The sequence below is a fragment of the Mesorhizobium sp. GW821-FHT07A06 genome, from assembly GCF_059419085.1.
The window spans coordinates 82079-98084 of record NZ_JBWKRC010000009.1; the positions used below are offsets into that span (position 1 = coordinate 82079).

Here is a 16006-nt window from a genome sequence, read left to right on the forward strand (position 1 = left end):
TTAGTGAAAAGCGATATCGTCGTCATGATCGGCGGGCAGCTCAAACGAACCGGTCTCGGCATCGAAGAACAGGACGTCGCGATCGATGTAGGGGGCGGCCTCCAACTCTTCCCTGATCCGGAATGTTACATTGCCAACACTGCGAATGACATCTTTCGAAGGCGTCGGAACGACTGTGGTGCCCTTGATGGTGATGTCGCCGCTGCGAATGCCCGATATCAGTTGAGACGGCGCCGCTGTATTTTTCTTCTTCACGGGGGTAGCCAAAGCCTTCACCGCAGGCGCAACCGAAGCCTTCGCCGCCGGAGCCGCCACTGTCTTGACCACGGGCGCAACCGCAGCCTTCGCCGCCGGAGCCGCCACTGTCTTGACCACGGGCGCAACCGAAGTCTTTGCCGCCGGAGCCGCCACCGTCTTGACAACGGGAGCAACCGAAGCCTTCGCCGCCGGAGCCGCCACTGTCTTGACCATGGTCGCAGCCGCAGCCTTCGCTGCCGGAGCTGCCGCTGTCACCACAGGCGCAGCCGGAGCCTTCGTTGCCGGAGTTGCCGCTGTCACCACAGGCGCAGCCGGAGCCTTCGCAGCCGGAGCTGCCACTACCGGAGCAGCCGCTGGCTTCACCGCCGCAGCGGAAACCTGCACATCCGTTTGCGGCTTGGCAGCCGCAAACGCCATCAGGAGTCCGGCCGCGTTGGGCAGCGTCGTTTCATCGAAACCCTTTATGAACGTCAAGTCGGCGGTCGGGCGATAGACCGGCGGCTGAGCGACCGTGTTGATGATTTTGGGCGTTGTGCTGATGCCATTTGCCGGGGCTGATGCGGCGCCAACTCTGACCGAATTCAATCCGATCGGGTCCAGCGATGCTGCCGCGGTCCTGACATTGGCGCCAAGTTGCGTCATCAAGGGGCTGATCCAGGAGCTGCCCAGCACCAGGCTGCTGGAGCCTGCATCCAGCGACTGACGGACCACATCCGTGCCGCCGCCGGCCTCGACTTTGTCGCGTGTCCGATCGAAGGCATAGATGTTGGTGCCGATGCCGCCATTGACGGTATCGAAGCCGTTGCCGCCGGACAGTTGATCGTTGCCGGCGCCGCCCGAAATATAGTCGTCGCCGAGCAGACCATAGAGAACGTCGTCACCGTCGTTGCCGATAAGCCGATCAGCATCGATCTTGAACAGCGATGGCGTGTTCACATCGGTCGCCAAGGCGCCATGCAAGGCCCCGAACGCGCCATAGTTGTAGACGTAGCGGAGCGTCGCCGTCAGCGTAGCAGCGGTTTCTCCGACAGGCAGGACCCTCATGCTCTGGATCATGCCGGCGCCTGTGGTGCCTGTGACGATCGGAATGACGGCCGCCATATCGCCGAACATCAGGTCATTGCCGATGCCGCCGTCCATGACATCGCTGTCGAGGACGATGTAATCGGCGGCAGGACGCTGCGACTGGCGCTTGTCCTGGGTATTGAGCAGCCAGGAACTCCTTGACCCGTTCTGCGACCAATCGACGGTCTTGGAAGCTGTAAGCGTCGACTGTACGCCCCAAGCCTCGGCGCGCGCCAGCGTCGCGCTGATATTGCCCAGATAAAGCCGATCGATCGTCTTGAAGAAGGCGTCTTGCAGACCGTCGGCAATCGGCTTGGCGGTCGACGACGTGCTCGCGATCGTCAGCATCGGCTGCTCGATCAGTCCTACGTCGCCGATCAGGACATCGTTGCCGGCATCGCCGAATATCTGGTCGTTGCCGACATTGAGCGCATAGCCCAGACCGTTACCGAACACCCAGTTGCCAACATTGTTGGCGTTGGCGTTGATGGCATGGTCGCGCGCCATATGGGCCGCCAGAGCGGTGGTCCGGGTTTTGTCCTGCGCCGCCAGCGCGGCGTTGACGGCGGAGAGTTCGGCCGTCGAGACGCCGGCCAGCGTGGCTGAATTCGCCGCGCTCACCGCCGGCAGCACGACGATGCCGTTGTCGCCGACGACGAAATCGTTGCCCAGGCCGCCATGGATGACGTCATTGCCGATGTTCAGCCGATAGGTTGCGCCCCGCAGCGTCGACTGACCGGCAACGAAGGTGGCATTCGTCGTATTGGTCTTGACGCCGAAATCGGCGATCACCTGTTCGCCGGCGGCATGCGCCGTGTACGACATGTCAGTGACCACGGTCTGGAAATCCATCAGCCAGTTGTGCAGGCTGAGCGCCCCAGCGGTGAGGTTGGTGCCGACCATGGTCAGCGCGGTCGCCGGCACGATTATGGTCCCGGTATCGCCGAATATCGTGTCGTCGCCATCGCCGCCGGTGATCTGGTCCGCCCCAACCGTCACATTGACGATGGCCGCTTTTGGAGCCGCATCGAGCGCATTTTTGGCAAATCCAAGCGATGACAGGTCGAGCAGCAGGTCGTTCATCGAAACCGACAGGCCGGCAACCTCGTTGTCGATAGCCGCCAGGCCGGTCTCGGTGATGGTGGTGATCCGTCCGTCGTCGCCGAAAATGCTATCGTTGCCGGCGCCGCCGTCGATTATGTCATTGCCGTAAGCCAGGTCCTTCACCCGCGTCACATCCGACAGTACCGAGGCAAACACCTCGATGTGCTTTCCATCGACGCGCATGATGTCGTTCTTGGCCGAGAACTCGCCAAGGAAGCCACTGGCCCCCGGCAGAATCTCGAGCTGCGGCAAGGAATTCGTCAATTCCGATGGCAGCAGGTTTGCACCCGGCACCACCAGCTGGCCGCCGATCGGCAGCGAGATGTTGAGACCCGCCGCCGCGCCGATGATGCGATAGGCATTGACGATCTTGGGCAGGTCCGTCTGGAAACCGCTCCCGTTGGAGGCGCGGTCGCCGAAGATCGTGTCATCGCCGAGCCCGCCAAGCAGCGTGTCGTTGCCGCGCTGGCCGAAGATCACATCGTTGCCGTCGCCACCGTCGATGTGGTCATCATAGGCGGCTTCAAGGTCTATGCCGATCGCCTGCGTGTCCCATGTCCCGCCAGCCAACGTCACCTGGACGCCGTTGGCATTGACGACCCCGCCGACAAGCAGCATGTCGGGACTGAGCAGGTTCGATGCCAGATTGGCGCGCGACACCGTCTTGCTGGAACTGATCGAGACGATGCTGACCATCGTGGCGACTTCTTCCAGCACCACATCGCGGTGCCAGCTGCCGTCGCTGTTCAGCAACGCGGTGCCGTTGGGGTTGAAAGCTCGCAGAATCTGGCCTTCGTCGCCGAGCAGATAGTCCACCCCAGCGCCGCCTTCGATCGTGTCGGACCCGAGGCCGCCGACGATCTCGTCGATACCGTTGTCGCCATACAGGCGGTCGTCGCCACGCTGGCCAAAAATCCGGTCATCGCCGTCGCCGCCGTGGATCTCATCCTTGCCGCCGACACCATCGATCAGATCGAAGCGGATGACGTCGCGAAGCAACGACGGCGCTTTTCCGGGAATTGCCGGATCGAGTTGCCATACGGTGTTCTTCCACGACGTTCCGCCGATCACCTTGCGGGCGATCAGGCCATTGTCGCCGAGCACGACGTCTTCCCCGGCCCCACCCTCGACATAATCGTGGCCGTCAGCGCCGCCGATTACATTGTGGCCGCCGATGATGTCGTCATCGCCGTCGCCTCCGAACAGCCGGTCGTTGCCTTGCTGGCCGACGATAATATCGTTGCCGGCATCGCCGTAGATCGTGTCGTTTCCAGCGCCGTCCTGATTGGTGGTGTAGATCGAGATGATCCGCTGGTTTTCCGGCAAGGTCAGGTCGAACAGCGCGTGATCGCCGAACAGGCGGTCGTCGTTCGCGCCACCGTGGATCTCGTCCGCGCCGGTGCCGCCGACCGCAATGTCGTTGCCGCCGCCCGCATTGATCAAGTCATTGCCGCCATCAAGCGGATTGATGGTGAAGCCTCTCTGCAGGTTGGCAACACGCTGTCCCAGGACAGTTGCGATCGCGAATTCGAACCGGGCATTGTCACCGAAGATGACATCGGCACCATTTCCGGTGGTTATCGTGTCGCCAAAGGCGCCGCCAGCCACGATGTTGTCGCCGTCGCCGGTCGTTATCGTGTCGGCACCACCCTTGCCCGTGTCGATCGAATAAGCGAGCGTCGGCAAGGTGTTGTCGAACTCGGCATATCCGCTGTCGCCGAAGACGACGCTGTTGCCGGTACCGATCTTGATCTTGTCACCGGCGCCGCCGCCGAACACGACATGGCTGCCGTTGCCCGCCTGGATATCGTCGATGCCGTCGTCCTTGGTCCATGCACTGTGCACTGACGTCATCTTGCCACCGACGTAGCGGGCAATGCCGTTGTCGCCCAGGATGACATCGTTGCCGCCGCCGGCAACGATCTTGTCGGCGAACGAACCGCCCATCAGCACATGATTGCCGCTGGCGATGGTGATGGTGTCGTTGCCGCCATAGGTGACATCTGTCGTCTCGACCGAGACACGCCGGCCTGTCGCGTCGAAAATCGCCAGGCCGTTGTCGCCGAGGATGACGCTGTCGCCGTCGCCGGCGGTGATGTCGTCGTCGCCATTGCCGCCGAAGACGACATTGCGGCCCGATCCGGCCTTGATCGTATCCTTGTAGCCGATCAGCACAGGCAAGCCGTTCAGAAGCGGTGCGAAATCGGCGAAGGTGCTTTCGATGCGGAGAAGGATGTTGTTTGCGAACGTCGCCTTGCCATTGTCGCCGAGGATAACATCGTCGCCGCCCTGCGAGGTCACCTTGTCGTTGCCCGAGCCGGCAATCACGATGTTGTCGCCCGCACCCGTCTCGATCACGTCGTCGCCGTAGTAGATCGGGTCCGTGCTTTCGATGCCTGTGACATTGCCGATGGCGTCGAACAGGATCACGCCATTGTCGCCGAGCACGACGTCGCCGATGTCCATGGCGCTGCCGCCGAGGACTTTGATGGTGTCCCCGGCCGAGCCGCCGACCAGGATGTTGCGGCCGCCGGCGCTGGTGATCTGGTCGGCGCCGCCGAACTGCGGATAGGTGGTCTTGACGATCTTCGGCAGACCGTTGGCGAATTCGGCGCTGCCATTGTCGCCGACGATCAGGTCCTGACCGCCGGTGCTCTTGATGATGTCGGCGCCGAAGCCGCCGAAGACAATATTGGGTCCCTTGCCGGCGTCGATCTGGTCGTTGCCGCCCACCGACGGGTTCGATGTCTCGACCTTGATCACCGCGCGGTCAACCATCATGTCGAGCGTGCCGGGCACCAGAACGAGGCTGGAACCGGCGATGGTCGCAACCTGCGTGATGATGCCGTGATCGCCAATGATGACGTCACCGGTGTCACCACCGGTGATGATATCGGCGCCGGCCGTTTCGGTGACGCCCTGGGCGTTGATGCCGTCATCATCGATGATGACGGTGCGGTTGAGATAGTCGACGTCGAAGGACGAGTCGCCAATGATCCAGTTCTTGCCGGTGATGCCACCGAAGATATGGTCGGCGTCGGCGCCGCCAGCGATGAAGTTCGTGCTGTGGCCACCGGTCAGCGTGTCCTTGCCGGCGCCTCCGTCGATGACGACGATACCATGGGCGCCCGATGCGTCGATGATGTCGTCACCGGTATTGAGGAACGAATAGGCGGTGCCGTTCGGCGTGCCCGGCGTCGAGCTGTACCGCAACCCGTTTGCCGAGGTGTCGCCGAACAGGACGACCGGTCCGGTGCTGTCGTGGACAGTCAGCGTATCGCTGCCGCCGCCGCCATGCACGACGGTCAAGGTCTGGTCCTTGGTGCTGTTGATGGCGAAGTTGTCGTTGGCCACGCCAAGCAGAACCTCGACCACCTGCAGGTTGGTGTAGGTGATGCCGCGCGGCACGTCGACCGGCGGATTGCCGTCATTGTAGTCGACCGACAATGGGTTCGCCGGCATGCCCAGGCCGGAAATGTGCGTGTCGGTCAACACGCCGGTCAGCGGCGCCTGGGCGGTGTCGCTGAATACGACGAGCTGGTCCACATCGGTGCCGTCATCGACCTCTATCTGCCGGATCACTTCCGGGTTGAACTCGTCCGGCAGCGCCACCGAAGGCGTCAGCGAACGGTCTTCCGGTCCGACGCCGCCTTCGACGAACAGGGGGCCGCCGATGCGGGTCAGGTCATGCGGCTGCTGGGAGAATACACGGATGCCTTCCGGCGGCGCTTGGCCGGCGGCGTCGAAGACCAGGTTGACGGTAACCGGCTGATCCCAGTTGGTGTCGTTGAATGTCACGAAATAGCCGCTGGCGTCCTGTTGCACGCCTGGGGAAGCGGCAAGATCGACGCGCGCCTGGCCGTCAATGGCAATATGGACCGTGACCGGCGCTGTCGGCTTGGTCGTCAGCACGATCTGGTAGCTGTCGGTTTCGCCTGCCTGCGACACGACGGTGCTGCCATTGGTTTCGATGATCCGAACCGCTGCCGTATCGGAATCGACCACCTCGACACTGACCTTCTGGGTATCGACGACAGCATAGACGCCATCCGCCTTGTCCGAAGTGACGACATTGCTGATGGTGGCGACGATGCGGTTCTCGGGCGTGGAATCGGTCGGCGAGGACACAAGCACGGTCTGCGCGTCGTTCCAGGCGAAGACATTGTTTGCGGCATCCGCGACCAGCCCGAACTTGATGGTTGTGCGCGATAGATCGACCTGGTTGCTGCTGGAGGACAATGTCACGGTGACGGTTTCGCCGACTGCCGGCGGCTTGTTCAGCACGACAGTATAGCCATCGGCGGCGCCGCCTTCGATCACACTCGTCGAGCCGCCGCTTTCGGTGATGATGGCGTCCGGTTTGTCGTCGTCGATGACGGTGACCAGCACGTTCGGGATCTCGAGATTGTTAAGCGGCTGGGCGACGCCATTGCTGTCGACATTGATGACCGAATGGCTGATGGCAACGACGGTCTTGCCCTCCTCGGCGTTGTCGGAGATCGCCTTGACGAAGATCTGCCGCCCTGCCTGCCAGTTCGAGCCGTCGAAGGCGACTGTCACGGCTTCATGCCAGTCGTCGGCGTTTCCGGTCAGCGAGACCAGGATGGTCTGGCCCTGCTTGGCACGCTGCTGGGCCGACGCCTGCGCGGCCGAAACCGTGACATAGGCGATGGTGCCGGCCACCGGCGCCATCGGCAGCGTCAGCGTGTAGCTGTCCACCGAGGTCGCGTCGTCTTCCTTGACCGTGAGCCCGTCGCCGATATTGACCGCAACGGCCGTGCTGCCCTTGGTGGTGAGATCGATACCGGGCGTGAACAGGCCGCTGTAGCGCGGGTCGGCGCTGGTCACCGTATGAGTGATTGTGCCGCTGTCGCCATTGGTATCGTCCGACACAACGGTCTGCGTTACGTCGCCCGCGACGTTGAAGGTGTCGCTGCCGAGGCCGCCAATCAGGGTGGTGACGATGTCGTCGGCGGTCGACAGCACGTAGAACGTGTCGTCGCCCTCGAGTCCGTCGACATCCATCGCCTCGGCGTTGCTGACCTTGACCGTCAGGCCGGCGCCGTAGACGCCGTCCTTGGTGATGACAAACGTGTCGGCGAGCTCGGTGCCCAACACCACGACCCTGTCGAACCCGGCGCCGCCATCGATGTTGACGGGCGCGTTGACATTGTACTGGATGACGTCGTCGCCATTGCCGCCATTGACCTTGACATTGACGCCGTCGGCCAGCGCGAAGGCGCGGATGATGAACTCGTCATTGCCGTCCTCGCCCTCGAGCCTGAGGTCGGCATGGTTTGAGTAGACGACGAACATGTCCTCGCCGCTGCCGCCATAGAGCACGGCCGGCACGGTGATGCCTTGCGACAGATAGCCAAGGGTCGTCTCGATCGTGGCGAAGCGGTCTTCTTCCGAGATGATGGCATAGGCGCCGTTCGGGTCGAGTTTGCCGTTCGCATCGACTTTCTGGTCGCGTGAACTCCCGAAGATCTGGCCGACCTGGAAGAAGTCGTTGCCGATGCCGCCGTCAACGGTGAGGATCGCCGAATTGTCGTCGAAATAGAAGCGGTCGTCACCCTCATTGCCTTCGACGATGACGCGGCCATTGCTGCTGGCATCATAGTTGATGCGCTCGACGGCGGACCTGTAGCCGCCGCTGCCATCGGGCACCATATGGGCGATGAAGTTCTTGCGGAACAGGAACGTGTCCGCGACGCTCGTGCCCTCGATCGTCAGCGTGTCGACGCCGTCACCGCCGGCGCCGCTGTCATGGATGTTCATGACATAGTCGGCATCGCCCTCGATGTTGACGACCACGGAATCCGTGCCGCCCTCGCCGTCGATCGTCAGTTCGTCGCGAATGATGCGACCGGTGGCGTCGCGGCCGAACGCCGGCAGGCCGTTGGCGCCCGGCGCCACGTCCTTGCCCAGGTAGGTGGTCATCGACGGCAGCTTGTTGACGGTGATGAGATCCTCGTCTCCCCCGCCATGGACAAGCGTGTTGCCGCGCAGCGAGGCCACGTCGATCAGGATGTTGTCCTTGTCGCCGCCGCCCGCGATCTCGATCTGCGGCGCCTGCAGCGTGCCGTGCAGTTCGATGCTGGAGCCCACGCCTGGATCGGGATCTGTCACAGCCGGAGCCTGATAGTCGCCGGCAATCAGTATCTTGGTGGGCGAGATGATGACCGAGGTCGCATCCGTATAGACGTTGTCGCCCGCCAGGATACGAACATCGCCAACCGAGGCTTCCAGTATCACGCCCGCCGCGACGGTGATGTCGTCCGGCAGGTCGTCATCGCCGATGTGTGTGCCCTCAAGGTCGTCCTCGGCCCAGAATTCGAGCGTGGCGTGCTGGGCGATACTGCTTTCGGTGATCAGGATCGGGCTCGACGCCATGATATAGGCGCCGCCCCCGGCATTGACGCCGGAAGTCTCGGCGCGCACGCCGCCAACTTCGAGCGCACCGAGATTCTGAATCCACGTGTCGTTCTGGTAGGACCAGGATTCGAGGTTGGCGACAGAGGTTGTGACGCGCTTCGAGGACGTGCCGATGCTCTTGGAAGCGAACAGATAGGTTTTCTTCGAAATGACGTTGGCAAGGCCGTCGGTGCGACCGTTCAGGATGCTGCCGTTGACCGCGGTGATGAAGGCCACCGCGTCGGCGAACGCCGCTGCATTGGCCATCCCGGCGCCGACCTCGTTGAGGACGAGATCGCCCGAGGTCTCGATGAAGTAGATGCTCTCGAGATCGGTGTGCGCACTGACAGTGCCCGGCCCGGACGCGGAGCTGTCGATATCAAGCTCGTTGGCGACGGTGCCGATGCCGAGATGCGCGGTGAGATTGATGTTGCGGCCGATGACGTCGGCCTTCGGCAGCACGACCGCCCGTGTCGGATGCGACGGGTCGATATTCGAGTCCGGAATGGTGAGATTGTAGTTTGGATCGGGAAGCTCGGCATCGATGATCGATCCCTCTTCGGCGACCAAAGTGACATCCCCGTTGATCGAATGGATGCCGCGGACATTCATGTCGCCGTGCGTTTCCGTCAGGAATATCGAGCCGCCCGCGATCGCGATGATCGTGCCGCGGTTCGTCGCATTGATCGCAGGGTCGCTCGACAGGTTGCCGGTGACGTCGATCTCGAGCGCGTTGGTGCTCGTTCCGATGCTTCCGCCGGCGCTGAGTGATATGTGCTGCGCCTGCACCTTGGTCGCGGTCGAGCCCGGCAGCGCGTCGAGGATCGACTGCGCCGTCGCGGTCAGGAAGGCGTCCCCGCTCTTCGAATAGACGGATTCCACCCTGAGGTCGCTGGTCGGAGCGGTGATGCGGACATCGTCCTGTGCCCTGGCGATGAGCCCGCCCTGGCCGCGCATCGTCACGGTGACGGCAGCGCCGGCCTCGCCAATGTGGCCCTTGCTGGCTTCCAGCAGGATGTTGGCGCCGTCCAGATTGACGCCGCTCGTCGCGCCGTTGATCAGACTGCCGCTGGTCTTGATGCGGATGTCGTCGCCGTTCGCGTGACCCTCGCCGGCAACCACATTGCCGAGCTTGATGGTGGTTTCGGAACCGAGATAGATAGCGCCCCCGGCCTTGGCCGTAAGCAGGTTGCCCACCGTCACGTCGACGTCTTCGCGGCGATTGACGATGATGCGGGTGATGCGCTCGGTCGTGCTCAGCGGATCGTCGACGACGGCGGCGAGCGTGACCGTGCGACCGAGCTCGGTGACGAACGACTGATCGGGAGCCAGGTTGACCGTAATCACGTTGCCGACCACCGAGGCAACGGTGAAATAGGCGTCGTCCTCGGTCGTGTTCTGCGTGTTTCCGGCGATGTAGAGCAGGTCACCCGGCTTGAACATGCCCGCCGGCCAGGCGCTGGCAGCGGTGATCGTACCCTGTGTGCCGCCGGCCACGGCGGCAAAGTTGACGACCGTGGAGGCGATGTAGGAGCTGGCGACGACGCCAGGCGAGGTCTCATAGCCGCCTACATAGACGATGTCCTGCCGCTCGGCGGCAGCGAGCGCGACGCGCTGGTCATCGGTGAGGATGATGTGCTTGTTGCCATCGCTGAGATCGATGTTGAGTTCGCCCAGCACGACGCCGATGTTCTGGCTGGTGTGAATCTCGATGTTCTTGCCGACGATGTTGGCGCTTTCGATCACCACCTCGGTATCGGTCACCGACTTGGTCAGTCCGGATCCGAACGCGTTGAGCAGTTCTGCCTCCGACCAGACCTTGATCGTGCTGGTGAGTTCGGTCGCCTTGTCTCCCACGGCAAACAGGAGCTTGTATCCGAAGGTTCGGCTGGCGTCCTTCTGCGTCTCGTTCAGCGTACCGAACTGCTCGTTGAGCTTGCGGTATTCCGTGGTGCGGATATCGCGCTCGGTCTGGATCCCATCGGCGACATAGGCGTCGAGTGCGCTGCCGGAAAGACCGCTAAGCTGGCCTTGCGTGGTCAAGTCACTGGTGAGCGCGGTCAGTTCGGCGCCGGTGATGGCCACGACATATTCGGGATCGAACTTCGTCGGATCGGTCTGGCCGCTCCGATATCCCCAGTACCGGTCATAGTCGGCATTGATATCGGCGCTCATGAACAGCGTCGTGTCCTGCTGCGCCTCGCCGAGGCGGCCGAACATCATTTGCAGGTCGGCATAATCGGCGAGTTGGCTCGCCGTCAGGCCGACGGTGGTGCCTGGATTGTAGGTCGTCGAATTCGCCTGTGTATGGCGATAGGCCCAATATTGTTTGTAAGCGACCTCGATGTCCGCACGGTAGATGGAGCCGTAGCTTGCGTAGATGGCATCAAGAGCGGTGAACTGGGCTGTCCTTGAGGCTTCAAGCGTCGCTATCGCTGCCGCGGCGTCGGCCGGGGAAAGCGTGTCCTCGTAGTACTGCCGCTCGGCATCGCTGAGCTTCACCGTCCCCGAGACCTGATCGTAGTTCGCCTTGAGGCGCCAATAGGTGTCGTAATCGCCACGCTTCAGCAACTCGTAGCCGAGCAGCGTCGAGTTGATCTTGTCCTGCACGCCGGTGGTCCCGGTCAGTTGCAGGTCGGTCCAGACGCCGGCCTTCAGTTCGTCATAGGTGCGCTTGTCCTTGACCGAGACGTCGTCGCAATCGAGCAGCGAGCCGTTCTGGACCTGGATCCAGACGTCGCCCTGGGTGATGGCGCGCTCAAGGTGAAGGTCACCGGCAACCTCGGAAACGAAGACGTCGCCCTGCGCTCTGATATTGACCTTGTCGTCGTTGGTATTGCCCGAGTCGAGCAGCAGCGGACGCAGCGCCGAATTGCCGACGCCGCCCTGCGCGCCAGCCGGCAAGGCACCCTGCCCGTGGACATAGGTGTCGGCGACCAGCGTGATCTTGGCACCCTTCACCAGGCCCTGCAGGTAGGTGCCGGGCCCGGAATCGGCGACGACGATGCCGGCCTGGGCCGTCAGCGTCACATTGCCCTTGTCGGCAACGACCGAATTGATCGACATGTCGCCGGTGCGTTCCTTGATATAGATGTCGCCATTGGCGGAATGGCCGGTCAGGTAGGCGTAGGCGGTCGGCTTCACGCCGGACTGCCCCTTGTAGCCTTGGGGATAGAGGTCGACGAGATCGATCTGCAGTGCCCGTTCGGCGGTCCCGACGCCCAGATTGCCGTCGAGCGTGACGCGCACGCCCTGCACGACGGAATCGTCGTTGCTGGCCTCGATCGTGGTGTTGGAGACGATCTGGGTAAGGCCCGTATCGTTGTAGATGCCGTTGTCGATGATGACCTTGCCGGCCCCGGTCGAATTGACCTTAACCGTTGCTTCCTCGTAGCCGATGAAGCTGATCTGCACCGGCAGATCAGCCTTGATCGAATTGGTCGCCGTCGTCTGCGTACGACGCTCGACGGTGAATTTCTGATAATAGGTCTTCTTGCCGTACCAGGTGCTGGTCGTCCACTTGTCGCCAGGCACTGGATCGGTTTGGCTCAGCGTCACGGTCGACGAGCTGTGGGTATAGGGGTCGGAGACGTTGCTCTGGTAGAAATAATCGCTGCCCGGGACCAGGGTCGGCTTCTCGAGCAGCGTGTATTCCGTATTGACGACGTTGTCCGGATCCCTGGCAAGGAAATCGATCCCCAGCCAGGCCGACGTGCCATAGGTGGTCGTCACGCTTTCCAGTGTCTTGGTCGCAACCGACCAACCGTAGCGCCATCCCGCCTGCGGGTTGTACTGCGTGACGTAGTCCCAGGTGCCGTTGTGCTGGCCTGTATAGGTGTTGAGTGTTGCCGCTCCGGCTTCGACCATCTGTTTGGTCGGTACGGGCTGGCCATTTGCGCCGAGCGCGTTCAGCACCGGCGCGAAGTCGACAACGCGCACGTCGACCGTGCCGTCGATCTGCGTCTGGTACCAGGTTTGGGTGTAGCCGCCATCGGTACGCTTCGACTTGTCGTTGAGGATGATCGTGCCGAGGCCGCGCTCCGTCACGTCGATCCGCTTGATCAGCACGTCGTAGTTAGACGCATTGTTGACGGTGACGTTGACATAGGCGCCGAGCGCCTTGATCTGCCCGTTGCCGGTGTTCATCAGCTTGCCGGTGATCGTGATCGATCCGGCCGGCGTCCTGAACTCCTGGATGACGATCTTGCCGAGGTCGGAATCCCAGTACGCCTTGAATTCGTTGTACTGGGCGGTCTTCAGCATGACCTTGCCGCCCTGGATCTTGCCGCTGGCAATGTCCTTCTTGATCTGGTCGATCTCGGCGATCGTGTCGGCGCCGATGTTCAGGACATAGTCGCTCGAACCGCTCTGGATCAGGCCGTTGAGGTTCACATATTCGGCGTTGATCGAGATCAGGCTGGCATAGATGCCGCTGGTCGGCTGCTTGGCGAGTTCGGCGTCGCGGTTGGCGTCGGTCGCCGCGCCCATACCATCCGGACTGGTGATCTGCTTCCAGGCAATATAGGGGTCGCCGCCGGTGTTGAGCACGCTGCCCGGCGGCAGGTCGATCACCACCATGCCGGCGGTGATGACCTTCAACGAGGCGCTGTGGATACTGCCGGTGATGGTGATGTTGCCAGAGCCGACGCTGTTGTCGATCGTGACGTCGGCCGAGATCGCGTCGATGTCGCCGGAAATCGTTATTCCCGGCCACGGGTTGTGGTTGGTATCGACGATCAGCGTGTTCTGGATGAGCACCTTGTTGACCGGCGCAACACCAAAGGTACGGGTGATGTCAAGGTTGACGAGGCCCGGCACCAACACCGGCTCGCCGCCGCGCTGGCCGTCCGAATTGTCGGAGTTGGCATTGGCCTGGTTCTGGGCGGCGATTACGCCGTTGAGCAGGCCGCGCACCACGGCCGGATCGGTCGCCGGATTGTCGATCTGCGAAATCTCGTTCTGGAAGCCGTTGAAATAGACGCCGCCATTGTTCTCGGGGATATAGATGCCGCCGATGTCGAGGAAGGCGACCGTGTTGTTGACGATCGTGACGTTGACGTTGCCGGGCGCGTCGAGCTTGCCCTGGCCCTGCAGCACATCGCCCCGGATATCAATGTACCCGGCCGCCGCCAGGATCGGGTCGACATGGATTGTCAGCACCTTTTTCTGGACCGCGAAAAGCGCGGTCTGGACATGCCCGTTCGAATCCAGGATCGGATTGCCGTTACCGTCAACCAGTGTTTCCACCTTGGCAAGCCCAAGGAAGAGCAACTCGTTGGTCATGCGGGCGATCTCGCGATCGTAGAAATCGACGAGGTCCTGGTTGTCGGCGTATTGCGCCTTCTTGTTTTCGGCATCGGCGATCAGGTCGAAATAACCGGAAACCAGCGGCGCCTGATCAACGCTCAGCGAAACGGTCTCGGAGCCGGGACCGCTATAGTCGATCGTTGGGTTGGCCGCGGTCCCGCCGATGCTGTTGATGGTGATATTGATGTTGCGGTTGAGGCCGGTCCTCACCGTGCCGTCGACGGTAACGAAGGCGTGCGAATCGGTGTGCGCGGTGCCGTCGAACTGCGCATAGGCATTGCCACCCAGCGCCTTGTCGATGGCGCCCGACAGCGAAGACGCCCAGTTGACCGCCTTGCCTTGCGAAGTCATGTCGGCGAAGGCGGATTTATCGGCGAACAGCCTGACATTTCCGCCCGTTTCGACCAGCGCGGCGGCATAGATGGTGATCACGTTTTCCTGGTACAGGAGCGCGTCTGAAACCACGTGGTCGATCGGGATGACGCTGCCGGCGAAGGTGTCGCTGTAGACCGCCACGCGATAGACGTCATGGTTGGAGTTGGCATCCATGCCCGACAGCATGTTGACGTCGGACAGCGCCTTGATGTGCGAGCCGTTGCCGACGAGGATGCTGTTGGTCGGGCTGAGATTGATGGTGGCGTCGGCCACGGACACGGTCACGCCGCCATAGTTGTCGACGCTGACATGCAGTTCCGCGTTTGCGTTGGTGTCGGCCTTGAGATCCATCTCGCCGACGGTGCTCAGCTCGACATTGCTGTCGACGGCCGTGTTGGTGCCGATCTGGACGGTCGCGAAGACATTGTCGGCGTCAAATGTGCTCTCTGCGCCGATGCCGGACCCGAGACCGCCGCCCTTGTAGGAGACGTTCTCGTAGAAGGTGATGTCGTTCCGCGCCGCGAGCGTGAACTCGCCGGCGTTGATCGACGTCCCGATCACCTTGAGCTGGGCGTTGTTCTTGACCAGCGTCTTGGTGTTCAGCGTCAGGTGCGTGTCGCTGCTGACGCCCGCGCCGTTGACCAGGCCGCCGGTGCTGCCGTTGACGTTGTCACCGATATTCGGCTTGTCGAACCGGTTGAGCGACGTAGCGTTGATCGCATAGGCGGTAACCTTGGCGCCGTCGCCGACGATCACGTTGGAGGTCGAGTTGATGTTGTTGTCGGCCTCGGCGCCCGAACCGGAAAGCAAGCCATAGGCACTGGTGACGATCACCGTGTTGGCGCGCGCCAGATGGTCGGAGGTCATGGCGAAACGGCCGGCGATGCCCTGGTAGGCGGTGAAGGCCGCAGCGCTCTCGCCCGCCAACTGGGTAGCGGCCTTGGACAGCGTTACCTGCGTGTTGTTTCCCAGCACCGCCTGAGTGACGGCGTTGGAGGTCGTGTCGGCCACCGCAGCGGCGATGCCGACGAGGCCGCCGGCGCCCGGCGAGCTCGATGCCTTGTTGTCGTCGCTGCCCAGCGCCGAGATGCTCATCGCACCAGCGCTGATCGTGACATTGTCGGCCACCTGGGCCGTGGTGTTGGCCACCGGCACGCCATTGTTGGAATGCTGCAGCGACTGCGCCTTGGCCTTGGTGGCGCCCGCGGCGACCAGACCGTAGGCAGCGCTGTTGGAATCGGCGCGCTGGCGGCTGTCGTTCTGCGCCGCGACGCTGACGCCGCGGGCCGCCGTGATCAGCGTGCCGGCGCCGAGCAGAGCGACCACCGTGCTGGTGTTGATCGCTTCGGTAATCGTCGCATCGACGCCGATTAGGCCGCCGGCAAGGCCTTGCGCCTTGGCGTTGGCGGTATCGCCGATCGAAGGCAGCGTCTGGCTTGCGGCGATGCGCAGGCTGTCCACATTGAACGTGGTGCTGCTG

1 protein-coding gene (only partly in view) is annotated in these 16006 nt (G+C 62.6%); it reads right to left on the reverse strand.

All coding sequences use genetic code 11. From position 1 onward, the window contains the following. On the reverse strand, positions 1-16006 hold the 3' portion of the coding sequence (locus AC07SZ_RS25265) for an LEPR-XLL domain-containing protein (RefSeq protein ID WP_494916347.1). The gene runs 14171 nt beyond the window's last position; only the last 16006 of its 30177 coding nucleotides appear in the window; the start codon falls outside the window, past its right edge; it ends in the stop codon at positions 1-3.